This window comes from Variovorax sp. dw_954 (assembly GCF_018449755.1).
Taxonomy (GTDB): domain Bacteria; phylum Pseudomonadota; class Gammaproteobacteria; order Burkholderiales; family Burkholderiaceae_C; genus Variovorax.
This window is the reverse complement of sequence record NZ_JAAVVD010000003.1, coordinates 16,809-40,294: the sequence shown is the minus strand read 5'-3', so window position 1 is coordinate 40,294 and position 23,486 is coordinate 16,809. Positions and strand designations below refer to the sequence as shown.

The 23,486-nt window shown below is 67.7% G+C and carries 22 protein-coding genes; 8 read left to right on the top strand and 14 right to left on the bottom strand.

Annotated elements, in window-relative coordinates:
- Positions 1–5: 5 nt before the first annotated feature.
- A complete protein-coding gene (locus tag HB681_RS06270) occupies positions 6–2,366 on the top strand; it encodes a phosphoketolase family protein (protein ID WP_213953937.1) in 2,361 nt (786 codons plus the stop codon).
- Between the two features lie 345 nt (positions 2,367–2,711).
- Here the strand turns inward: HB681_RS06270 and HB681_RS06265 are convergent, their stop codons facing one another.
- Entirely contained in the window at positions 2,712–3,533 is an 822-nt protein-coding gene (locus HB681_RS06265) for a universal stress protein (protein WP_213953936.1), read from the bottom strand.
- A gap of 168 nt (positions 3,534–3,701) precedes the next feature.
- Between HB681_RS06265 and HB681_RS06260 the strand changes: the two genes are divergently transcribed.
- Positions 3,702–4,436 carry a hypothetical protein gene (locus HB681_RS06260; protein ID WP_213953935.1) on the top strand — a complete coding sequence of 245 codons (735 nt, stop codon included), beginning with the start codon at positions 3,702–3,704 and terminating at the stop codon, positions 4,434–4,436.
- Positions 4,437–4,469: 33 nt separating this feature from the next.
- On the opposite strand, the gene HB681_RS06255 is transcribed toward HB681_RS06260, so the two are convergent.
- The gene (locus tag HB681_RS06255; protein WP_213953934.1) at positions 4,470–6,032 is read right to left on the bottom strand and encodes a bifunctional aminoglycoside phosphotransferase/ATP-binding protein; all 1,563 of its coding nucleotides are present in this window, start codon (positions 6,030–6,032) and stop codon (positions 4,470–4,472) included.
- Between the two features lie 145 nt (positions 6,033–6,177).
- Between HB681_RS06255 and HB681_RS06250 the strand changes: the two genes are divergently transcribed.
- The 3 genes from HB681_RS06250 (at position 6,178) to HB681_RS06240 (ending at position 9,606) form a co-directional block, all read left to right on the top strand.
- Positions 6,178–6,723: a hemerythrin domain-containing protein gene (locus HB681_RS06250; RefSeq protein WP_213953933.1), complete on the top strand. Its 546-nt coding sequence runs from the start codon at positions 6,178–6,180 to the stop codon at positions 6,721–6,723.
- A 103-nt stretch (positions 6,724–6,826) separates the two neighbouring features.
- Complete coding sequence (locus HB681_RS06245) at positions 6,827–7,561, top strand: response regulator (RefSeq protein WP_213953932.1); 735 nt, start codon at positions 6,827–6,829, stop codon at positions 7,559–7,561.
- Positions 7,558–9,606 (top strand): ATP-binding protein, encoded by a 2,049-nt coding sequence (locus tag HB681_RS06240; RefSeq protein WP_213953931.1) that lies wholly within the window; start codon positions 7,558–7,560, stop codon positions 9,604–9,606. The genes HB681_RS06245 and HB681_RS06240 overlap by 4 nt, the downstream gene beginning before the upstream one ends.
- Here the strand turns inward: HB681_RS06240 and HB681_RS06235 are convergent.
- The 3 genes from HB681_RS06235 to hemN form a co-directional block, all read right to left on the bottom strand.
- Positions 9,600–10,334, bottom strand: coding sequence for a helix-turn-helix domain-containing protein (locus HB681_RS06235; protein WP_213953930.1), 735 nt, complete (start codon positions 10,332–10,334; stop codon positions 9,600–9,602). The two genes, HB681_RS06240 and HB681_RS06235, sit on opposite strands and share 7 nt — an antisense overlap.
- Before the next feature lie 302 nt (positions 10,335–10,636).
- Positions 10,637–11,344, bottom strand: coding sequence for a sulfite exporter TauE/SafE family protein (locus HB681_RS06230; protein WP_213953929.1), 708 nt, complete (start codon positions 11,342–11,344; stop codon positions 10,637–10,639).
- Positions 11,344–12,762: an oxygen-independent coproporphyrinogen III oxidase gene (hemN, locus tag HB681_RS06225; RefSeq protein ID WP_213953928.1), complete on the bottom strand. Its 1,419-nt coding sequence runs from the start codon at positions 12,760–12,762 to the stop codon at positions 11,344–11,346. The genes HB681_RS06230 and hemN overlap by 1 nt, the downstream gene beginning before the upstream one ends.
- 122 nt (positions 12,763–12,884) lie before the next feature.
- On the opposite strand from hemN, the gene fnr reads away from it, so the two are divergent.
- Positions 12,885–13,604, top strand: a complete 720-nt coding sequence (fnr, locus tag HB681_RS06220; RefSeq protein WP_213953927.1) for a fumarate/nitrate reduction transcriptional regulator Fnr — start codon at positions 12,885–12,887, stop codon at positions 13,602–13,604.
- Here the strand turns inward: fnr and HB681_RS06215 are convergent.
- The 9 genes from HB681_RS06215 to HB681_RS06175 form a co-directional block, all read right to left on the bottom strand.
- Positions 13,585–13,851: a hypothetical protein gene (locus HB681_RS06215; RefSeq protein WP_213953926.1), complete on the bottom strand. Its 267-nt coding sequence runs from the start codon at positions 13,849–13,851 to the stop codon at positions 13,585–13,587. The genes fnr and HB681_RS06215 overlap by 20 nt on opposite strands.
- The gene (locus HB681_RS06210; RefSeq protein WP_256354639.1) at positions 13,848–14,129 is read right to left on the bottom strand and encodes a FixH family protein; all 282 of its coding nucleotides are present in this window, start codon (positions 14,127–14,129) and stop codon (positions 13,848–13,850) included. The genes HB681_RS06215 and HB681_RS06210 overlap by 4 nt, the downstream gene beginning before the upstream one ends.
- A gap of 17 nt (positions 14,130–14,146) precedes the next feature.
- Entirely contained in the window at positions 14,147–15,586 is a 1,440-nt protein-coding gene (gene ccoG, locus HB681_RS06205) for a cytochrome c oxidase accessory protein CcoG (RefSeq protein ID WP_213953924.1), read from the bottom strand.
- A 15-nt stretch (positions 15,587–15,601) separates the two neighbouring features.
- Positions 15,602–16,528 carry a cytochrome-c oxidase, cbb3-type subunit III gene (ccoP, locus tag HB681_RS06200; protein ID WP_213953923.1) on the bottom strand — a complete coding sequence of 309 codons (927 nt, stop codon included), beginning with the start codon at positions 16,526–16,528 and terminating at the stop codon, positions 15,602–15,604.
- Positions 16,529–16,540: 12 nt separating this feature from the next.
- On the bottom strand, positions 16,541–16,678 hold the full coding sequence (locus HB681_RS06195) for a cbb3-type cytochrome c oxidase subunit 3 (RefSeq protein ID WP_213953922.1): 138 nt from the start codon (positions 16,676–16,678) through the stop codon (positions 16,541–16,543).
- Between the two features lie 13 nt (positions 16,679–16,691).
- Positions 16,692–17,321: a cytochrome-c oxidase, cbb3-type subunit II gene (ccoO, locus tag HB681_RS06190; RefSeq protein WP_213953921.1), complete on the bottom strand. Its 630-nt coding sequence runs from the start codon at positions 17,319–17,321 to the stop codon at positions 16,692–16,694.
- Between the two features lie 12 nt (positions 17,322–17,333).
- Positions 17,334–18,773 carry a cytochrome-c oxidase, cbb3-type subunit I gene (gene ccoN / locus HB681_RS06185; protein ID WP_213953920.1) on the bottom strand — a complete coding sequence of 480 codons (1,440 nt, stop codon included), beginning with the start codon at positions 18,771–18,773 and terminating at the stop codon, positions 17,334–17,336.
- A gap of 68 nt (positions 18,774–18,841) precedes the next feature.
- Positions 18,842–18,979, bottom strand: a complete 138-nt coding sequence (gene ccoS / locus HB681_RS06180; RefSeq protein ID WP_213953919.1) for a cbb3-type cytochrome oxidase assembly protein CcoS — start codon at positions 18,977–18,979, stop codon at positions 18,842–18,844.
- Positions 18,979–21,309 (bottom strand): cation-translocating P-type ATPase, encoded by a 2,331-nt coding sequence (locus HB681_RS06175; RefSeq protein WP_213953918.1) that lies wholly within the window; start codon positions 21,307–21,309, stop codon positions 18,979–18,981. The genes ccoS and HB681_RS06175 overlap by 1 nt, the downstream gene beginning before the upstream one ends.
- 105 nt (positions 21,310–21,414) lie before the next feature.
- Between HB681_RS06175 and HB681_RS06170 the strand changes: the two genes are divergently transcribed.
- On the top strand, positions 21,415–21,858 hold the full coding sequence (locus HB681_RS06170) for a universal stress protein (protein WP_213953917.1): 444 nt from the start codon (positions 21,415–21,417) through the stop codon (positions 21,856–21,858).
- Positions 21,859–22,231: 373 nt separating this feature from the next.
- Positions 22,232–23,449 (top strand): ATP-binding protein, encoded by a 1,218-nt coding sequence (locus tag HB681_RS06165; RefSeq protein ID WP_213953916.1) that lies wholly within the window; start codon positions 22,232–22,234, stop codon positions 23,447–23,449.
- The last annotated feature ends 37 nt before the right edge of the window (positions 23,450–23,486 follow it).

The following is a 23,486-nucleotide window of genomic DNA, read 5'->3' as shown; positions in this document are numbered from 1 at the left end:
GCCTGATGAACGAAACACCGAACAACGACTTCAAGCTGCTCGACGCCTGGTGGCGCGCCGCCAACTACCTGTCCGTGGGGCAGATCTACCTGCTGGACAACCCCCTGTTGCGCGAGCCCCTGCGCCTGGAGCACATCAAGCCCCGCCTGCTCGGCCACTGGGGCACGACGCCCGGCCTGAACTTCATCTATGCGCACATGAACCGCGCCATCAAGGCGCGCGACCTGGACGCAATCTACATCGCGGGCCCGGGACACGGCGGCCCGGGCGTGGTGGCCAACGTGTACCTCGAAGGCACCTACAGCGAGGTGTACCCGGCCGTCTCGCGCGATGCGCAGGGCATGCAGCGTCTGTTCAAGCAGTTTTCCTTTCCGGGCGGCATCCCGAGCCACGTGGCGCCGGAGACGCCCGGCTCGATCCATGAAGGCGGCGAACTCGGATACGCACTGCTGCATGCGTACGGCGCCGTCTTCGACAACCCCGATCTCATCGCCTGCTGCGTGATCGGCGACGGCGAGGCCGAGACCGGCGCACTGGCGGCCAGCTGGCACTCCAACAAGTTCCTCAACCCCGGGCGCGACGGCGCGGTGCTGCCGATCCTGCACCTCAACGGCTACAAGATCGCGGGCCCCACGGTGCTCGCGCGCATCGGCGACGAGGAGCTGACGCAGCTCATGCGCGGCCATGGCTACGAGCCGCACTTCGTGTCGGGCCACGACCCCTTCGCCATGCACGCCGCGATGGCCGAGGCGCTGGACGCGTCGCTGCATGCGATCGGCGCCATCCAGGCCGAGGCGCGCGAGGACGGCTTCACCGCGCGCAGGCCCTGGCCGATGATCGTGCTGCGTTCGCCGAAGGGCTGGACCGGGCCGAAGGTCGTGGATGGCCTGCAGGTCGAGGGCACGTTCCGGGCGCACCAGGTGCCGCTCACGGGGTTCGCCGACAACCCGAGCCACGTCCAACTGCTCGAGGACTGGATGCGCAGCTACCGGCCCGAGGAGCTGTTCGACGAGGCCGGCATGCTGCACCCGGAGATCGCCGCGCTCGCCCCCGCCGGCACGCGGCGCATGAGCGCCAATCCACATGCCAACGGCGGGCTGCTGCTGAAGGACCTCGCCCTGCCCGACTTCCGCGCCTACGCGGTCGCGGTGGAGGCGCCGGGTGCCGTGCGCGCCGAGGCGACCCGCGTGACCGGCCAGTTCCTTCGCGACGTGATGCGCCTGAACGACGCGCAATGCAACTTCCGCATCGTGGGCCCGGACGAGACCGCGTCCAACCGGCTCGGCGCGGTGTTCGATGTCACCGACCGCACCTCGACCGCGCTCGTCGAGCCCGGCGACGACCACGTCTCGCCCGCCGGCCGCGTCATGGAAGTGCTCAGCGAGCACCTGTGCCAGGGTTGGCTCGAAGGCTACCTGCTGACCGGGCGGCACGGTTTCTTCTCCTGCTACGAGGCCTTCATCCACATCGTCGACTCGATGTTCAACCAGCACGCGAAGTGGCTGAAGACCACGCGCTGCATTCCCTGGCGGCGCCCCATCGCATCGATGAACTACCTGCTCACCAGCCACGTCTGGCAGCAGGACCACAACGGCTTCAGCCACCAGGACCCGGGCTTCATGGACCATGTGGTGAACAAGAGCGCCGACGTGGTACGCGTCTACCTGCCGCCCGATGCGAACTCGCTGCTGTCGGTGGTCGACCACTGCCTGCGCAGCCGCGACTACGTGAACGTGATCGTGGCCGGCAAGGCGCCCGCGGCCCAATGGCTCGACATCGCGGCGGCCGAACGCCATTGCAGCGCCGGCCTGGGCGTGTGGACCTGGGCCAGCAACGACGAGGGCGTCGCGCCGGACGTGGTGATGGCCTGCGCGGGCGACGTGCCCACGCTCGAGACGCTCGCCGCGGTCGACTTGTTGCGCCACGAGGTGCCCGGCCTCAAGGTGCGCGTGGTCAACGTGGTCGACCTGATGGCCTTGCAGTCGCCCGGCGCCCATCCGCATGGCGTGAGCGACGCGACCTTCGACTCGATGTTCACCACGAGCGCGCCGGTGATCTTCGCCTTCCACGGCTATCCCACGCTGATCCACCGCCTGATCTACCAGCGTGCCAACCACGCCAATTTCCACGTGCACGGCTACCGCGAGGAAGGCACCACCACCACGCCCTTCGACATGACGGTGCTGAACCACCTCGACCGCTTCCATCTCGCCGCCGACGCGATCGACCGCGTGCCACGCATCCGCGATGGCGCGGGGCATGTGCAGCAGCGGCTGCGCGACCGGCTGCTGGAGCACAGTGCGTACATCCGGCGCCATGGGCAGGACATGCCGGAGATCAGCGGGTGGAAGTGGCCGTTACGTTGAGCCCACCACGAGATGCAACTGCGGCGCCACGAGTGGCAATGCCAGACCGTTTTGCGGACCGGGGGCGGGATCACGCCGACGGCGTACTCCACTCCGCGAATGTCCCCCGCCGTCAGCCTGCGGCCGCCGGCTCCTCCTTTATTTCGCTGCGTGGAGCACACCATCGACGTGATCCAGACGCGCCAGGGTTGATCGGCCGGCACGACGCGGCTTCACTTGGGCCGAGGGCGGTGGGCGTCCTCCGCAGCGAAATAAAGGAGGAGGCCGGGGGACATTCGCGGAGGAGGATGCCCGCCGTCCTCGGACCTCGCCTGCACCCGCCCGGGTTTCATCGGCGCTGCCTCGTCAGTGCGACATCAACACCGGCACCGTCATCGATTGCAGGATCGATCGTGTCGCCCCGCCCAGCACCCATTCGCGCGCGCGGCTGTGGCCGAAGCAGCCCATCACGAGCAGGTCCGCGCCTGTGTCGGCGGCCATCGACAGCAGGTGCTCGCCGGCATCGCCATCCGCGTGGCCACCTGCATGCGCCGTGGCATTCACACCATGCGCCTTGAGGTATGCCTGGAGGCTGCGCAAGGCTGCTTCCGCGCCCTCGCCATAGCAGACCGCGTGCACGGACTCCGCACGCGTCAGCCATGGCATCGCGGCCGACACGGCGCGGGCGGCCTCGCGTGATTCCTTCCAGCCGATGAGCACGGTCCGGCCGATGGGCTCGACCAGCCCCGCATAGGGCAGGACCAGCGCGGGCCTGCCGCATTCGACGAGCACGCTGGACAGGAAATCCGGTGGCAACTCTCCCGCGGCTGGGTCGTCGGCATTGCGCTGGCCCAGCACGAGCAAGTCGGCGTAGAGCGCGTGCCGGGCGAAGCCCCAGGGCGCGTCGTCCATCGGTTCGACCCAGCGCAGGCGCGGCGAGCCGGCACCGGCCGTCGTGAAGGTGGCATGCGCCTTGTTGCGGCATTCCTCGTCCAGCGACTGCATGATGGCCATGGCATCGGCCGAACCCTCCAGCGCATAGGGATAGCGCATCAACGCGGTCGTCGTGCACGGCAAGGCCGTGACTTCGGCGTCGAAGGCCTCGGCCAGCTGGCGTGCGACCTTGACGCGCTCCGCCGCGCGATCGGAACTGTCGAGGTGGACGAGGATGGTCCTGGGGGTCGGCATGGTGAGTCCTTGGATGTCGTGAGTGCGATGACCACCATAGTGCCCGCTGCCCTGCCCGGCCTTGCGCCGCGTCAAAGTGCATGATGCGGCCGCAATAGCTGCCGACGGCGCATCAGGGCTTTGACAGGCATCAAGGTCCGGCGTGCACGAGCCTGTACCTTCAGGCTCGTGCACCACGCCAACCCGCTCGTTCCCACCCGCCTGTCACTGCTGCGGCCGCTGGCGGCGACGAACATCCTCGAATTCTTTGCAACTGCCCGACGCCTGCGGCCCGACGGGCGCAGCGGGGGCCATCGCAAGCCCCTGCGTGACAGGAACCTGGCCCTGCTGACCTGCGGACCCATCCGAGAGGAGCCGTCGGCACTGCATCGCGCCGCGCTGGATCTCGGCCTGCGCGTGGCGGTCATCGGCTACGGCCGGTCGCCGGAATCGCGGCCGCAGGATGTCGACGCCCTTGCACGCGCGCTGGGCCAGTTGTACGACGCCATCGATTGCGGCTCATTGCCCGCCGCTGCGATGCGCGAGATCGAAAAGGGGGCCGGCGTGCCGGTCTACGACGGGCTGGACCTCGACCACCATCCCTTGCGCGCCTTGGCCGACCTGATGACGCTCCACGAGCATTCGTTGTCGTCGTCGGCGCTCCTGTCGATCCGCATCCTGGGCGACGCCGACACCGCACGCGGCCGTACCTTCGTGTCCGCGGCGCGCAGCATCGGTTTCGACGTGCTGCCGGGCGGCGCTGTTTCATCGGCCTCGAACGATGCCACCTTCGTGGTCGATGCCACGCGGCCCAAGGGATGGACCCTGCGAATGCACGCGAGCCCGCTCGACGACACCCGGCGGGAGGAGAACCACCGCTGCATGCTGCAGGCCATCCTGCTGGACACCATCGCGCGAGGCTGAACAGCGGCGTTCAGCGCGGCGCCCGCGCGTGCTTCAGACGGCGTGCATCCAGAGCGCGCACAGCGAGGCCGCATCCGGGCGCATTTCGGTTTCCACGCAGATGGCCATCGCGCGCTCCTGCGCGTCCAGCGGCTCCTGGAACGCAAACTGCCGCTCCAATACCTCCGGGCCTGCCTCGGACGCGTCGGTGCCTTCGGCCCGGCGCAATGCGACACGGTGGCGCAACTGGGCCGGGCTGGCGCGCAGGTCGAGGATCGCGAACGGCAACCGAAGGGAGGCGGCCAGCGCGTGGAACGCGGCCCGTTCGGCACGGCGCAGGAAGGCCGCGTCCACGATCACCGGATAGCCCGCCTGCAATGCCAGGCGCGCCGCGTCGGCCAGGCGGGCAAAGGTGCGGCGCGTGGCTTCGGGCGTGTAGATGTCGATGGCGTGGTCGGCCGAGCGCGCGAGCGCGTCCAGTCCGAACAGGCGCTTGCGCTCGACGTCGGAACGCACGCGCACCGCTCCCGCCAGTTCCAGCAACTGGCCGGCGACGGTCGACTTGCCGGAGCCCGACAAGCCGTGCGTGATCAGCAGCCGCGGCGTGCGTTCGGCGCGGCGCACGATGTCCTCGGCGCAGCACAGGTAGTCCTCGACGCCGGGTCGGCCCTCGCCCGGCGCAGCGCGCAGGCTGGCGACGTGCGCCCGGACGAGCGCCCTGTAGACCTCGTAGAAGCGCAGCACGGGCACGCCTTCGTGGTCGCCCGCGTGTTGCAGGTAGCTGTCGAGGAAGCGGAATGCCAGGTCGGTGTGACCGTGTGCCTTCAGGTCCATCGAGAGGAAGGCGACGTCGCTCATCACGTCGATCCAGCGCAGCGCTGGATCGAACTCGATGCAGTCGAAGGGTTGCAGGCCGCCGTCGAGCCGTACCACGTTGGCAAGGTGCAGGTCGCCATGGCATTCGCGCACGGCACCCGTCCGCTGGCGCAGCAGCCAGGCCATGCGCAGGCCCACCGCCCGGTCCTCGACCCAGCGCCGCAACGCTGCGAGACGCGCCGTGCCGCATGCGGCTTCCAGGCCGGCCAGTGCCGCCATGACCGACCGCTCGATGCGCTTCGGCGCACCGAAGCCCGAGTCCGCCGCCGCAACCGGCGCGGCACGGTGAAAGGACGCGAGCCGCTGTGCAAGGCCATCGAGCTCGACAGGTTCCAGTTGCCCCGCCGACAGCAGTTCGCCCAGCAGCATCCCGTCCGGGAAGCGCCGCATGCGGACCACATAGTCGATCGGTTCGCCATCGTCGTCAGTTGAGCCGATGCGCGGTGCCTGCGACGTGCCAGTCACAGGCCTGACGTCGCGATACAGGCCGGGTGCCAGTCGCCGATTGAGCCGAAGCTCTTCCTCGCAGAAGTGCTTTCGCGCCGCCAGTGTGCTGAAGTCGACGAAGGCCAGCCGAACCGGCTTCTTGAGCTTGTACGCCATCGACGATGCCAGCAGCACCCAGGAGATGTGCGTCTCGACCAGTGCCACCGCCAGCCCCGACTCGGCCTGCAATCGCTCGCGCAATGCCAGGACCAGCGAGGCGTCCGCAAGTTCAGGGGTGGACTCTGGCCGGTTCATACCTGCGACTGTGCCACCGGCCCGCGTCCATTCCTTGATCCAGGGCAAGGCGTGGTCCGGCGTCGCGCCCTACATTGAATTCCTTCCTTCATCTGCGGAGTCAGTGATGAGCCATTGGCCTGATCGCCACGACAAGGGACCCCTCATGAAAAGCCTGATCACCCGGTGGCATGCCGATCACGTCCATTTCTCGCGCCTCCTGGACCTGCTGAAGCAGCAGGTCGCCGAGTTCCACGACGACGGCGAGCCCGACTACAACCTGATGCTCGACATCGTCTCGTACCTTCGCGAATACGGCGACCGCGTCCACCATCCCCTGGAGGACGCGGCGTTCGAGCTGCTGGTCCTGCGCGCGCCCGAACTGCGCCTGCCCGTCAACCGCCTGAAGCAGGAGCACCGGGCCATTGCCATTGCCGGCGAGGAGCTGGTCGGCCTGCTGAACGGCATCATCGGCGACGCGGTGATCGCGCGCGACAAGGTCGAGGCGGCAGCGGCGCTCTACCTTGCCTACTACCGACATCACCTGGCGACCGAGGAGCGCGACATCCTGCCGCGTGCGGCGCGCCTGCTGGACGAGCACGACTGGAAGTCCGTGGCCAGGACCGTGCCGCCCCAGCCGGACCCGTTGTTCGGCACCATGCAGGGCACCGGATACCGCAACCTGCGGGACGCGCTGAACCAGCACGCCTGATGATCGGCACGCCGCGAGGCCGAAAGCGCCGTCATCGAGCGGGATACCGGCCGTCGCGTATGCCGATATGGCGCAAGCAGCGCGCCCGCACTACTATCCGCGCGTGAATATTCCCACCCACCTGGCCGTCCTCGACGACGAAGTCGACATCACCCAACTGTTGGCAACCTACCTCGGCAACCATGGCTTTCGCGTCAGCCAGGTGCATTCCGGCAAGGCACTCATGGAACTGATGGCGCGCGACGCGCCGGCGCTGGTGCTGCTCGACCTGGGCCTGCCCGGCGAAGACGGCTTCTCCATTGCGCGCGCGTTGCGCGAACACTGGCGCTGCGGGCTGGTGATCGTGACCGGCCGTGGCGATGCCGTGGACAAGGTGGTCGGGCTGGAAGTCGGCGCGGACGACTACGTCACCAAGCCTTTCGACCTGCGCGAGTTGCTGGCACGCATCAAGGCGGTGTTGCGGCGGCTCACGCCCGCCAGTGCGCCGCCTGCGCCCGCGCCCGCGGAACCGGCAGCGTCCACGTCGCTGCGCTTTGCACAGTGGCAGCTCGACACCGCTGCCCGCCGCTTGCTCGACCCGAGCGGCGCCGAGGTGGCGCTCACCGCCGGCGAGTTCGACCTGCTGACCACGTTGGTCACGCATCCCGGCCGCGTGCTGTCGCGCGACTTCCTGCTGGTGCACACGCGTGGCCGCGATGGCGGCCCTTTCGACCGGACCATCGACGTGCAGATCGGACGCCTGCGCCGCAAGGTCGAGGCCGACCCCGACAACCCGCAGATCATCAAGTCGGTGCGCGGCGCCGGCTACATCCTGGTGCCCAGGGTCGAGGCCGGATGATGACGCCGTTGCCGTCGTTGCCGGAAATGGACGACGGCGCCTTGTTCCGGACGCTCTTCGGCGCCTATCCTGACGCGCTGCTGCTGGTCGACCGGCAAGGCACGATCCGGCTGGCCAACCCCGCGGCGCTCGACCTGCTCGGCTATTCGATGGACCAGCTCACCGGTCTGTCGATCGAGCAACTGGTGCCTGATGCGATACGGCCCCGCCATGCCGCATGGCGCGGCGCCTATGCCGAGCAGCCGCGCGCCCGTGCGATGGGCACGCAGATGGACCTGGTCGCGCGGCGCCGCGATGGCAGCGAGGTGATGGTCGAGATCGGCCTGAGCCCGCTCCAGGACCATGGCCTGCCCTATGTGGTGGCGGCCATCCGCAGCGTGGGCGACTACCCGCGCGTCAGGCAGGCCTTGCAACGGGCGCGCTATGCGGAGCACCTGGCCCGCTTCGGCCGCCTGGCGGTGGAGGCGCGCGGCTCGCAGCAGCTGCTGGAACTGGTGCCGGTCATTGCATCCGAAGCGCTGCAGGTCGAGATGGCCAAGGTGCTGCTGCTCGAGGCCAGCGGACTGGAGTTCCGCATCGCGGCGGGCGTCGGCCTGCTGCCGGAAGAGTCCGCCGGGCGACGCATTCCGAACACCCCCGGATCGCCTTCGGGCCATGTGGTGGCGACCGGCGAATCCGTGCTGATGCGGGACTATGCGAGCGAGCATCGCTTCACCATCCCGGCGCACTACATCAAGGCCGGCATGGTGTGCGAGCTCTCGGTGGCGCTGGGCGACCGGGGCCGCACCATCGGCACGCTGGCGGTGCGCTCGCGCACGCCACAGCGCTTCGGCGATGACGAGGTGCGCTTCCTGGAGTCGCTGTCGAGCATGCTGGCCACCGTGATGCAGCGCACCGCCAGCGAGGAGGCGCTCAATCACGCGCAGCGGCTGGAGACGGTGGGCCAACTCACCGGCGGCGTGGCGCACGACTTCAACAACCTCTTGACCGTGATCTCCGGCAACCTGCAGGTGCTGGAAGAGCTGCCCGCCTGCGCCGACGACGACATGGTCCGGCAACTGGTCGCGGCAGCACACCGGGCCACGCGGCGGGGCGCCGAGCTGACGAGCAAGCTGCTGGCCTTCTCCAGACGGCAGGTGTTGCAGCCGACCGTCGTCGACACGCTGGCCCTGCTGACGTCGCTGACCGGCATGCTCACGCGCACGCTCGACCAGCGCATTGCCATCACGCTCGACGCGCAGCAGGTCCTGTGCATGGCCGACCCGGTGCAACTCGAGTCCGCATTGCTGAACGTGGCCATCAACGCCCGGGACGCCATGCCGCACGGCGGGACGATCGCCTTCGCATGCGCGCCCGCGGCAACGCTGCCCGCCGAACTCCGCGCGGACCCCAGCCCCGCGGCCGAAGGCTACGTTGCCATCGCCATCACCGACACGGGCACGGGCATGCCGGAGTCCATCATGGAACGCGCCTTCGAGCCCTTCTTCACCACCAAGGAAGCCGGCCGCGGCACTGGCCTGGGCCTGTCGACGGTCTACGGTTTCGCCCGGCAGTCACACGGCGGGATCACGCTGCGCAGTGTCCCCGGTGCCGGCACGACGGTGACGCTGTACCTGCCCCGCGTCGAGAAGCGCACGAGCTTGGATCCGAACAGCGACGCCGCCCCGCCCCGCCGCGTCCCCTCGGGCCTCCACGTCCTGCTGGTCGAGGACGATGCGGAGGTGCGCAAGGTGGTCGAGGCGTTCCTGGCCGCCATGGCCTGCGAGGTGGTCGTCTGCGCGGATGCCGAGGAAGCATTGCGGGCGCTCGACGAGAACACACCGTTCGACCTGCTGCTGACCGACATCGTGCTCGGCCACGGCATGCGCGGCACCGAACTGGCCGAAGTGGCACGCGCGCAGCGGCCAGGGTTGCCGGTGCTGCTGATGTCGGGCTATTCCAGCGACCTGCTGGGCGAGCCCTACAAGTGGGACCTGCTGCGCAAGCCCTACACCCGCGCTGAACTGGAACGCGCGATGGCCAGGCTGCTGAACAGCGCTCAGTGAAGGGCTTCGGCGCCTACGGCGGGCGTGCTGACGTCCCGGATGAAACTCGTCAGCGCCTCGACGCGCGGAATGTGGATGTCGCGCCGACCCTTCTCGACGAAGCGGATCACGTCGCCGCGCGCCAGCCGCGACAGCGCCCGACTCACGGTCTCCAGCGTCATGCCGAGGTAGTTGCCGATCTCGGCACGCGTCATGCGCAGGGTGAACTGGTCGGTACGCAGGCCGCGCTGGTCGAGCGCATCGGCCCAGTAGCGCAGGAAGCCCGCGACCCGCGCATCGGCCGGCTGCGAGCACAGGGACAGCATCGAGTCGTGGTCGCGCACCAGCTCGCGGCTCATGGCGCCATGCATCGCGGTCAAGAGCGCAGGTGTGCGCACGGCGGCCTGGATCAGCGCGTCATAGCGGATGGCCCACACCTCGCCCGTGTCCATGGCGATGGCGTCGCAGCCGTACTGGTTCTCGGCGATGCCGTCCAGGCCCATCCAGTCGCCCTTGAAATGCAGGCTGACCACCTGCTCGCGGCCATCGCCCGACAGGTTGACCATCTTGAAGAAACCGGAGCTGACGACATAGAGGCAATTGAATTGCTGGCCCACCTGGTAGACCACGTCGCCACTGCGAACGACCCGCCGCTGGATCGGCACGCTGTCCTGGAGCAGCTGGAGCATCGCTGCAATGCGGCTGACGCCGGAGGTGTGGTTCGGCGTGATGGTGGGCGCTTCGTTCATCGCTGGCTCCTTGCGGTTGGATGAACAAAGCTTAGAAAGCGGGTGTAACTGGCAGGCGACGGCGGGAGCGGCCTGGGTAACAGTGGGTGAATGCCTTGTGTCCGCTGTGTAACCACGAAGATCCGCGATGCAGTTGCCGGATGCAGGCACGCCTTTCATTTCGCTGGCATTTGAGTGCTTCGGAAGGTGTGAGATTTCGTAGCGAGGGCGCCAAGGTCGGGTTGAGGACCGGAACCGTACACCCGTACGGTGAGGACCGCAGACCCGGGATTGGCGTCCGCAGTAGAAAGATTCACACCTTCTCAGCGGCACCAGTCGCCGATGGCCTGCCCCATGTCCATCCACAGCGCCTGCAAGGCCAGGGCGGCCAGCAGCAGGCCTGCAACGCGGGCGCCCCAGCCTTCGCGCGATGGCCCGAGCCTGTGGCCCACCGCCGCGTACAGCCATGGCGCCGCTGCCAACGACAACCCGCTTCCCAGCGCGAACAGGACCATGGCCATGGCCCCGTCCAGCGCGCCGTTGCCCAGGCTCGCCAGCGCGAGCGCCGAATAGAGCAAGCCGCAAGGCATCAGGATCCACAGCGCCCCCGTCGCGAACACGCCGAAGCCCGACCGCGTGTGCGGCCGCACGCGCAAGGCCAGCGCCTTGCCGAAGCGATGCGCCCAGGCCGGCTGGCGACCTTGCACGATCAGCGCGAGCCCCCAGGCCAGCGTGGCCGCGTGCAGCAGCACCCACAGCGGTTTCAGGGCCGTCACGTGCGCGCCCGCGAACGCGAGCGATTGCGCCGCCAGCGCCACCGCGGCCCCGCCCAGCGCATAGCTCGCGATGCGACCCGCATGGAACGCCAGGGTGGTGGACGGCGCCCCCACGGATGCCGCCCCGGCGGCGCCGGTTGTCGGCGCCCGCACCAGCCGGATCACCCCGGCCGTCGGCGCGCCGCACATGGCCGCGCAATGCGGTCCGCCGGCAAGGCCCATCAGCAACGCGGCGGCGGCGAGGCCGGCCTGCATCACACGATCCGCGAATAGCGCGTCCTGTTGCGATCGGCTTGCAGGTAGCGGTCGAACACCATGGCGATGGCGCGCACGAAGAACCAACCCGTCGGCGTGACTTCGAGCGCGTGGTCGCTCAGGTGCACGAGGCCGTGCGCGATCAGCGGGCCGAGCACGGCGAACTCGGGCGCGAAGTGGTCGCGGAAGTCGATGAAGTGGGCCTGCCCCAGCGCCTCGAAGTCGAGGTGCCCCTGGCACATCAGGGCCATGATGACCGAGCGTCTCAGCAGGTCGTCGCGCGACAGCGCCAGGCCACGCACGACCGGCAGGCGACGCTGGTCGAGATGGTCGAAGTACTCCTCCAGCGACTTCGCGTTCTGGCTGTAGGTCGCGCCGATGCGTCCGATGGCCGACACGCCGAGCGCCAGCAGGTCGCAATCCGGCTGCGTGCTGTAGCCCTGGAAATTGCGATGCAGCCGGCCCTGGCGCCTGGCGACGGCCAGCGCATCCTGCGGCAATGCGAAATGGTCCATGCCGATGTGGACGTACCCGGCCGCACTCAGCACCGCGATCGATCGCGCCAGCATCTGCACCTTCTCCTCGGCAGGCGGGAGCTGCTCGACATGGATGCGGCGCTGGGCCTTGAACCGGTCGGGCAGGTGCGCATAGGCATACAGGGCGACGCGGTCGGGCCGCAGCTCGCACACCTGCTCCAGCGTGCGCTCGAAGGATTCCACGGTCTGCAGCGGCAATCCGTAGATCAGGTCGACGTTGACCGACTTGAAGCCCAGCGCCCGCGCGGCCGCCACGAGCTCGAACACCTGCATGGCGGGTTGGACACGGTGGATGGCCTTCTGCACGTCGTGGTCGAAATCCTGCACGCCGAAGCTCAGGCGGTTGAAGCCGAGCACCGCCAGGTTCGCAAGGCGTTCGGCGTCGACGGTGCGCGGATCGACTTCGATCGAGCGCTCGCAATCCGGTATGAAGGTGAAGGCGCCGTAGAGGATGCCCATCAGTTCGGCCAGTTGCGCGTCGTCCAGGAAGGTCGGCGAGCCGCCCCCGAGGTGCAGCTGGCTCACCGACGCGCCTTGGCCCACCTGCGCCATCTGCAGCTCGACCTCTCGCGCGAGGTAGTCGAGGTATTGCCCTGCCCGCTCGTGGTGGCGCGTGACGATCTTGTTGCAGGCACAGAAGTAGCACAGCGACTCGCAGAACGGCACATGGACGTAGAGCGACAGCGGCTGCGCGCGGGCGCCCATGCTGCGGCGCTGGCGCAGTGCCTGCGCATAGTCCGCAGCGTCGAAGGCTTCGACGAACCGGTCGGCGGTCGGATAGGAGGTGTAGCGCGGGCCGGCCACCCCGAAGCGCCGCAGCAGGGCGACCGACGGCAGCGTCGGACGGACCGGCAGCGGTGCGGGTGGGGAGTTCGAAGACATCGGCGTGGCTCGGGCAATGGAACCCACGCAATGTGCCTCCCCAGGCCGTTCTGCGTCTTGATGTGCATCAAGCCCACGGCAGGTGGCGCCGGCCAGAATCCCGCCAACCAAACGACGCGCCCATGACCATTCCACAGCCCATCCAGGTCGCCTGCTCCAACTGCAACCTCCGGGAGCTCTGCATGCCCCCCGGCCTGCAACCCCACGAACTCCAGCGCATCGACGGCCTGGTCAAGACACGGCGCAAGCTGCGCCGCCGCGAGACGCTGTTCCACAACGGCGAGCGCTTCACCTCGCTCTACGCCATTCGCACCGGCGTGTTCAAGACCCGCGTGGCAAGCGACGACGGGCGCGACCAGGTCACCGGCTTCCAGATGGCCGGCGAGATCATGGGGCTGGATGGCATCGTCAACGAGCACCACAACTGCGACGCCGTCGCACTCGAGGACGCGGAGGTCTGCGTGATTCCGTTCGAGCGGGTCGAGGCACTGTCGCGCGAAGTCCCGGCGCTGCAACGCCACGTGCACCAGATCATGAGCCGCGAGATCGTGCGCGAGAACGGCGTCATGCTGCTGCTGGGCAGCATGCGGGCGGAAGAACGGCTCGCCGCGTTCCTGCTCAACCTGGTCCAGCGGCTGCACGCGCGTGGCTTCTCGCGCTCGGAGGTGGTCCTGCGCATGACGCGCGGGGAAATCGGCAGCTACCTCGGCCTCAAGCTGGAAACCATCAGCCGGACGCTGTCGAGATTCGTGGTGGACGGCATCGTCGAGGTGCGGCATCGCAACCTGCGCATCCTCGACCCGCAGGCGCTGCAATGCATCGTCAATCCGCCCGGGCGTTGAAGCGCCGCGCCAGGGGATCGTCCTCGGGCGGCTCCAAGGTCAGTGCCACCGAGAGCGCGCACGCGGCAGCCGACATCGCCCAGAAAGCGAAGAAGCTGGCGGTGTAGACGGCCTGCCGCGTCAGCCCGAGTCCTTCCCTGCCCCAGCGCATGTCGGACGGATCGATGATGGCGAACACCACCAGTTCCATCAGGCTCGCCAGGATGAATGCGGGCCACAGGATCGCGATCCATCTGCGCGCACTCATGGCTTGGCCTTGGGGCGCACCGGGACGTCCTCGGCGGGCGTCATCGCGTGGTTGCGGCCCATCTGGGCGGGAACCGGGCTCTTGTCGGCCAGGGTGCGGTTGATCTCGATGCCCTTGCGGTAGTAGTCCTCCTCGACCACCGTGTCGGTGGTGTGCATGGCGAGCCACGCGGAGGCCAGGCTGGCCACGATGACGGCCGCCGGCAGGCCGATCACCAGCCACACCAGCGGGTAGCGCCACCAGGGCGGCGGCGCCGATGCTTGTTCGTACGCTGTCATGCTTTCTCCTTGCTTGTTCATCGGGGCACCAGGAACACGGCCTTCTCGGAGACGTGTGCGCCGCCATCGGCAGTGCCCACTTCGAAGTGCACCGTGTGCGAGCCGGGCGGAGCCTTGTCGGCCGGCAATTGCAGGCGCACCGCGACCCAGCGCGACTGGGCCGCGCCGACTTCGACAAGCTCGTCCGAGGCCACGTGCAAGCCGTCCAGGCCGGTGGCCGCGATGCGGTAGGCCTGCTGTTTCTCGGTGGCGTTCATGATCTGCAGGCGGTAGACGTTCTCGAGCTGTCCGCCCTCCGCGATGCGGGCGAGCGATCCCCTGTCGCGCACCACGTCGACCTTCAGCGGCACCCGCAGGACCAGGCTCGCGAGCAGGCCGATCGTCAAGGCGAGGAGCACGCATCCATAGACCAGCACCCGCGGCCGGAAGACGCGTCGCCACACCTGCGACGAGGACCAGCCCTTCGCGAGCCCGTTCTCGGTCGCGTAGCGGATCAGGCCGGGCGGCAGCGCCATGCGGTCCATCACGGTGTTGCACGCGTCCACGCAGAGGCCGCAGCCGATGCACTCGTATTGCAGCCCCTGCCGGATGTCGATTCCGGTCGGGCACACCTGCACGCACAGCCCGCAATCGATGCAGTCGCCCAGTCCGAGCGCCTTGCCGTCCCGGCCCTTGGCGCGCACGCCGCGCGGCTCGCCACGCCCGGTGTCGTAGCTCGCGATCAGCGTGTCGCGGTCGAACATCGCGCTCTGGAAGCGGGCGTAGGGACACATGTACTTGCAGACCTGCTCGCGCATGAAGCCGGCGTTGCCATAGGTCGCGAAGCCATAGAAGACGACCCAGAACACTTCCCACGAGCCCATGCGCGTCTGCAGGAATTCCATGCCTAGCTCGCGGATCGGCGTGAAGTAGCCGACGAAGGTGAAGCCGGTCCACATCGCGATGCCGATCCAGACGACGTGCTTGAACCACTTCTTCACCAGTTTCTCGAGCGAGAAGGGTTCGCCGTCCAGGCGCATGCGCGCGATGCGGTTGCCCTCGATCTTGTGCTCGACCCACATGAAGATTTCCGTGTAGACCGTCTGCGGACAGGCGAAGCCGCACCACAGTCGACCGGCCACCGCCGTGAAGAGGAACAGCGACAACGCCGACAGCACCAGCAGGCCCGAGAGGTAGATCAGGTCCTGCGGATACAGCACCAGCCTGAAGATGTAGAAGCGCCGCGTCGCCAGGTCGAACAGCAGCGACTGGCGCCCGCCCCATTGGACCCACGGCATCGCGTAGAAGAAGAGCTGGGTGGCGAAGACCAGGGCCCAGCGCCAGCGGGCGAACTTGCCACGCACCGTGCGCGGGTAGATCTTCTTCGACGCCTCGTACAGGCCGACCGACTCCCCGGCCCCGCCCGCCGCGACAGGCACGATGGGGATGGTCTTGCGGGGCCGCACGGCGTCGGTCATGGCCAATTGCCCGGTTCAGGGCGCGGCCTTGGCGGCCGACTGCGGCTTGTTCGACAAGCCCCACACATACGACGCCACCACCTTGATCTGCGCCTCGGTCAGGCGCCCTTCCTGCGGCGGCATCACGTTGTGCTTGCCGTTGTTGATCATCGCGATGATGGCTTCCTGGCCAAAGCCGTGCAGCCACACCTTGTCGTTCAGCGCGGGCGCGCCGAGGGCCTGGTTGCCGACGCCGCCGATGCCGTGGCAGGCGGCGCAGGCCGTGAACTTCGACTTGCCCAGCTCGGCGCGCAACGAATCCGTCGAACTGCCCGACAGGCTCAGCACGTACTGCGCGACGTTCTTGACGTCCTCTGGCGTACCGACCGCCGCGGCCATCGGCGGCATCACGCCGATGCGGCCCTTGGTGATCGTCTCGATGATCTTGTCGGGCGCGCCGCCGTGCAGCCAATCGGTGTCGGTGAGGTTCGGAAACCCCTTGCTGCCGCGCGCGTCGGAGCCGTGGCATTGCGCGCAGTTATTCATGAAGATGCGCTCGCCGATGGCCATGGCCTTCGCATCCCCGGCGATCTGTTCCACCGGCATGGCCGTGTAGGCGGCGTAGACCGGCACCAGTTCCTTGTCAGCCTGTGCCACCTCCGCCTCGTACTGCCCGCCGGCGCTCCATCCGAGCTTGCCGTTGAAACTGCCGAGGCCGGGAAAGAAGGCCAGGTAGGCGAAGCCGAACAGGATGGTGATCACGAACAGCCCGACCCACCACAGCGGCAGCGGATTGTTGGCCTCGCGCAGGTCTTCGTCCCAGACGTGGCCGGTGGTGTTGTCGTCGCTGGCCACCACGCGCTTGCGCGCCGTCAGCCACAGCAGCAAGGCGCAGGCGAGGATGCTGACCACGGCAGCCCCGGCGACGTAGTTGGCCCAGAAGTCGTTGATGAAGTCGTTCATGGCGTGCTCGCTTCAGTCCTGTTCGAAAGGAAGCTGCGAGGCCTCTTCGAAACGGCGCGTGTTGCGGGGCGAGAAGGTCCAGGCCAGGATGCCCATGAAGACGAGGAAGCAGGCGACGGTGGCGCCGATGCGAAGCGTTGTGAGGTCCACGGCTCAGGCTCCTTTACTTGAGCGCGAGGCCCAGTGATTGCAGGTAGGCGACGGTGGCATCCATCTCGGTTTTGCCCTCGACATCCTTGGCGGCCGAGGCGATTTCCTCGTCCGTGTAGGGAACGCCGACACGACGCAGCGCACGCATGTGCGCCGGCAGCGAGGCCGCGTCGACCGGGTTCTTCTCGAGCCACGAATAGGCTGGCATGTTCGACTCGGGCACCAGGTCGCGCGGCTCGTTCAGGTGGATGCGGTGCCACTCGTCGCTGTACTTGCCGCCGACGCGCTGGAGGTCCGGCCCGGTGCGCTTGCTGCCCCACTGGAACGGATGGTCGTAGACGAACTCGCCGGCCACCGAGTAGTGGCCGTAGCGCAGCGTCTCGGAGCGGAAGGGCCGGATCATCTGCGAGTGGCAGCCGTAGCAGCCCTCGCGCTGGTAGATGTCGCGCCCCGCCAGTTGCAACGCGGTGTAGGGCTTGAGGCCCTTGATCGGCTCGGTCGTCGACTTCTGGAAGAAGAGCGGCACGATCTCGACCGCACCGCCGATCGCGACGACCAGCAGGATCAGCACGATCATCAGCAGGTTGTTGGTCTCGATCTTCTCGTGCGTGAAGCCGCTGGAGGATTTCGGGTTCGAAGACATGGTGTTGTTTCCTCAGGCGTGGGCCATCGCGAGCGGCGGAATCTGCGCGCGGGCCGAGATGCCGGTGACCACGGTCATCCAGACGTTCCAGGCCATGACCAGCATGCCGCCGAGATACATCAGGCCGCCGACGAGGCGCACGACGTAGAACGGAAAGGTCGCCTTCACGCTCTCGACGAAGGTGTAGGTGAGCGTGCCATCGGGGTTGATGGAGCGCCACATGAGCCCCTGCATGACACCTGCGATCCACATCGCGGCGATGTAGAGCACCACGCCGATGGTGGCCGTCCAGAAGTGGACCTCGATGGCCTGCACGCTGTACATCTCGGTGCGGCCGTACATCCGCGGGATCAGGTAGTAGAGCGAGCCCATCGTGATGAACCCGACCCAGCCGAGCGCGCCCGAATGCACGTGGGCGATGCCCCAGTCGGTGTAGTGGCTCAGCGCGTTGACCGTCTTGATCGACATCATCGGCCCCTCGAAGGTCGCCATGCCGTAGAAGGACAGCGCCACGATCAGGAAGCGAAGGATCGGGTCGGTGCGCAGCTTGTGCCAGGCGCCCGAGAGCGTCATCACGCCGTTGATCATCCCGCCCCAGCTCGGGGCCAGCAGGATCAGCGAGAACACCATGCCGAGCGACTGCGTCCAGTCGGGCAAGGCGGTGTAGTGCAGGTGGTGCGGCCCGGCCCACATGTAGGTGAAGATCAGCGCCCAGAAGTGCACGATCGACAGGCGGTACGAGTACACCGGCCGCTCGGCCTGCTTGGGGATGTAGTAGTACATCATCCCGAGGAAGCCGGCCGTGAGGAAGAAGCCCACCGCGTTATGGCCGTACCACCACTGCACCATCGCGTCCTGCACGCCCGCATACAGCGAGTAGCTCTTCATCCAGCCCGCCGGCATCGACATGCCGTTGACGATGTGCAGCAGCGCCACCGCGATGATGAAGGCGCCGAAGAACCAGTTGGCCACGTAGATGTGCCGCACCTTGCGCTTGCCGATGGTGCCGAAGAACACGATGGCATAAGCCACCCACACCACGGCGATGAGGATGGTGATGGGCCATTCGAGCTCGGCGTATTCCTTGCCGCGCGTGAAGCCCATCGGCAGGCTGATGGCCGCCGCGACGATCACCGCCTGCCAGCCCCAGAACACGAAGGACGCCAGCTTCGGCGCGAAGAGCCGGACCTGGCAAGTGCGCTGCACGACATGAAAGCTCGTCGCCATCAAGGCGCAGCCACCGAAGGCGAAGATCACCGCGTTGGTGTGCAGCGGACGCAGCCGCCCGTAGCTCAGCCACGGGACGCCGAGGTTGAGTTCCGGCCAGGCCAGCTGCGACGCGATGATGACGCCGACCAGCATGCCGACGACGCCCCACACGACCGACATGAGCGCGAACTGCCGCACCACGGTGTCGCTGTAGACCGCTGCGGGAGGGGTTGGAGATTGCATCGCGGATCCTTCTTTTCCTTGGATGCGCGCAGTGTCCGAGGCCGGCCTGCGAGGATGCTTGATACAGATCAATCGTTGCGCAGAATGCGCTGCCCCTCTGCATCGACGTCCTCGAACTGCCCACGGTCCACGGCCCACCAGAGGGCGACGAGGATCAGCAGCACCAGCGCGACGGAGAGCGGAATGAGCAGGAAAAGGATGTCCATCAATGCCCCGCTTCGCTGCGGCCTGCAAGTCGCGCCGCATTGAGCACGACCACCAGCGAGCTCGCGGCCATGCCCAGGCCTGCCAGCCACGCAGGCAGCATGCCCGTCGCCGCGAGCGGCACGCACAGCGCGTTGTAGCCCGAGGCCCACCACAGGTTCTGGCGGACCACGCGCATCGTGCGCTTCGCTTGTGCATGGGCGGCGGGAATCGCACCGAGGTCCTCGCTCATCACGATGAAGTCCGCACGCGCCTTGGCGAGCGGCACGGCGTTGCCGAGGGCGAAGGACGCATCGGCGCGGGCCAGCACAGGGCCGTCGTTGAGCCCATCGCCCACCATCGCCACGCCATGGCCCTCGTCCTGCAAGGCCTTCATGAAGGCCAGCTTGGCCTCGGGCGTGCAATCGCCGTGCACGCTGCGGATACCGGTCTGCTGCGCGACTGCGCGCGCAGCGGCGGCGCGATCGCCGGAAAGCAGGTGCACCGACAGGCCTTGCGACCGGAGCGCATCGATCGCGGCTGTCGCCTCGGCACGCACGTTCTCGTCGAGGACAAAGCTCGCGACCCATCCTTGCGCATCGCTCAGATGGACCTGCGGCGCGTCGGCACCCAACGGGACCACGCCGCAAAAGGCAGCCGAGCCCAGCAGCATGCGGCGCGTCCCGGCCTCTTCCTTCCCCTGTTCGACCATGCGAGCTTCCACGCCCATGCCGACATGCTCGATGGCCTGCACGAGCTTCCATGAAGAGGCAGGACGCGACGCGGCATTCCATGCGTCGACGAGGGCCTGTGACGCCGGATGGAGCGACTGCGCGGCGATGGCCGCTGCACGATCGAGCGCTTCACCGGCCTGCATCCCCGGCCGGCATCGGATGTCCAAGTGGCATGGCGTGTCCAGGGTCAACGTGCCCGTCTTGTCGAAGATCACCGTATCGACGGCCGCCAATTCCTCCAGCCCCTGGAGGTTGCGCACCAGCACGCCGTGCCGGGCCAGCATGCCCGCGCTGGCCAGCGTGGCCGCCGGCGTGGCCAGCGAGAGCGCACAGGGGCAGGTGACGATCAACACGGCGACCGCGACCATCAGCGCCTTGCCATGGTCCACCGGCCACCAGAAAGCCGCAGCCATCATGGCCGCGCACAGCACGAAAAACAGGAACGGTCGTGCCGCGCGGTCGGCCATCGAGGCGAGCCGGGGCTTGTGCAGCGAAGCGCTTTCCATCAGCGACACGATCTGCGCGAAGCGCGTGCCCTGCCCCACCGACTCGACCCGCACCTCCACCGTCGACGACAGGTTGTGGCTGCCGGCCAGCACGCGCGCGCCCCGGTCGCGCACCACCGGACGCGATTCGCCCGTGAGCAGGGCCTCATCCGCGGTGGTGCTGCCGAGGCTGATCACGCCGTCGGCCGGGAAACTCTCGCCGGGCCGCACGCGGACCACGTCGCCGCGCAGCAGGCGCCGGACCGCCACGCGCTCGAAGGCGCCGCTCATCGTCAGCCTGTCCGCGCTGTCGGGCTGGCGGTTCATCAGCGCCTCCAACGCGCCCGCGGTGCGGCCGCGCAGGCGCGACTCGAGCCAGCGGCCAGTGAGCAGGAAGAACACGAACATCGTGAGCGAATCGAAGTACACCTCGCCACCCAAGGTGCCCGAAGGATCGAAGGTGGCCGCGCTGCTCACGGCAAAGGTGATGACGATGCCAAGCGCGACAGGCAGCTCCATGCCGATGCGCAAGCCAGCGACATCGCGCAGCGCGGCAGCGAAGAAGGGCTTGCACGAGAAGAGCAGCACCGGCAGCGTCAGCACCCACGACGCCCACCGCAGCAACTGCGCCGAGTCGGCCGACATGTCGCCCGGCAGCGCGACGTACGCGGGATACGCGTACATCATCACCTGCATCATGCAGAGACCGGCCACCAGCCATCGCCACAATGCCAGGCGCTCTTCGTGCAGGCGGCGTTCGCGCACGAAGGTGTCGCCAGCGGGCACGAGCCGGTAACCCGCTGCCTCGGAGGCCCGGAACCAGGCGGACGGTGCAACCTGCGCTGCCGACCAGGTGAGGCGGGCGCGCCGGCTTGCGGCGTTCACCTCGACCTGCTCGACGCCGGGCACCCGGAGGAGCGCCGCCTCGACGGCGAACGCGCACGCGGCGCAATGCATGCCTTCGACCATGGCGTGCGATTCCCACCGGCCCGCATGCGGATCGCCGTCGAGCAGGCGGCTGAACGCCGACCATTCGGCAGGGTCGTCCAACACGGCTTCCAGCCCTCCCCCCGCTTGGGCGGCAGGGAATTCATCGGGTCCTGCCTGTTCGAGCGGGAGCGCAGCAGCTTGCATCCTGCAAGGCTAGGATCATCCACGTGACTCAAGCTTGACCTGCATCAAGCCTGCGCGATGCGGACGGCCTACGCTGGCAGCCATCAACACTTGGAGCATCCGAACATGTTCAAGCGCATCCTCGTCGCCACCGACGGTTCGACACTTTCGAAGAAGGCGGTGAGCAGCGCCATCTCGCTAGCGGCGCAGAACGATGCCGACCTGGTCGCCATCACCGTCGTGCCCCGCTATCCGAAGAATTATTTCGAAGGCGCGATGGCCTTCACGCCGGACGACATCGCACGCGTCGAGGGCGCATGGGCAGCGAAAGCCCAGGGCCAGCTCGACCAGGTCAGCAGCCTGGCCAAGGCGGCGGGCGTCCGCATCAAGACTGCGGCGATGAGCTCGGACCTCGTGGCCGAATCGGTCATTGCCGCGGCGAAGAAGCACAAGTGCGACCTGATCGTCATTGCCTCGCACGGGCGAAAGGGGATCAAGCGGCTGCTTCTGGGGAGCGAGACGCAGCACGTGCTGACGCATTCGACGTTGCCGGTGCTGGTGCTTCGGTAGATGAAGCCGGGCTTGGGGCAAGGCCTTCCGGACACCCAAAGCAAAAGCGGTGGGGAAAGATCTCCTGCAACTCGCATGGATGCTTGATTCTCAAGCAGAGTCTTTGAATTTGTACCCCCGTCTGTACCCCCAACTTGGTCGCGGTACCCCCTTCTCGCGCAATCACGGTCCGGCCAACCGGGCCCGCCTCATCTCGAGTCCAGTACACAGCGCCATCATGGCCCGCGCGCGCCGCCGTGGGCCGCCTTGGCGCACTCGGGGGCGCCAGACGGCACTGCAAGGAGCCAAAGAGTGCCGTTTGACCCGGTATTTTTGATGGTTTGGGTGTGTACTCATACCGAAATCTCAAAAAATAGACAAGAATCTGGCCACTATGTTGCTCAAGATGTCCTTCTCCAACTTCGGCAGCTTCGTCGAGCAGACGGACCTGTCCCTGCGCCTGACGCGTCGCGACGCGGTCCTCGGCTGGGACCGTACGACGAAGTCTGGACAACGCGTCAGCACAGCGATGGCCGCGCTAGGTGCTAACGGTTCCGGCAAGACCACCATGCTGAACGTCGGCGCCTTCCTGGCGCGGTTCATCCGCGACTCCTTCGAAGCCAAGCCAGACACGCGCCTGCCGTTCGTCAACCACCTGTCGCATGCCAAAGAGCCCTCGCGCTTCGAACTCGTGACGGAGGACTCAGAAGGCACGCAGTGGGACTACAACCTGGTCTGCACCACCACGCGGGTGATCAGCGAATCGCTCAAGCGCCGCCCGCTCGAAGGCAACAGGCGCGCGGTGTTCACGCGCGAGTGGAATGAGAAGACCAGCGCCTACGTGATCACGCAGCCCGGCGTCGAAGGCCTTCCCCTCAGCGAGGCGAAGAAGGTACGCGGCAACTCGTCATTCATCAGTTGGGCGCGCCAGTACGGCGTCGAGGTCGCACCAGGCCTTCTTGAGGGCCGCGCAGTCACCAACCTGTTGCGCAACAGGACTCGCGCAACTGGCGAATTTGCCTCACTCGTCGAGGCCTCGAACCAGTTCCAAGCGGCACCCTCGACCTTGCAGAGCGCGAGAGACCTGCTGTTGCGTCTGGACCTTGGCTTGAGCGATCTGCAGCTCCAGGCGCTGAGCCCATTGCCGACGGCAGCGAAGGTCGCGGGCGGCAGCCCGGCCGAGGAGCCGCAGTCTTACTTCCCGTATGGTGAGCACGCCTCGGCGGGCAACGTCTTCCTGCTGCCGTTCTCGATGGAGTCGGCGGGCACACGGTCGGCCTTTGTGCTACTGCGCTTCCTGCTGGAGGCGCTGGAGACGGGCGCGCCGGCCTTCATCGACGAGTTCGATGCGACACTTCACCCTCACATGCTGGAGCCGCTGCTGCGCCTGTTCAGCGACGAGGCGACGAACCCGCTCGGCGCGCAACTCATCTTCACCGTGCAGAGCCCCGAGGTCCTGGCGCTCCTCAAGCCACCGCAGGTGACCTTCGTCGAGAAGATCGATTGCGTGAGCAGTGCTTATCGCGGCGACGAGATCGGCGGCCTGCGCGCCACAGACAACATGCACGGCAAGTACATGGCCGGCGCTCTCGGCGCGGTGCCCCAGCTGTAGTGGCAGCGTCGAAGCAAGCCAAGCCCAGGCGCTGGGC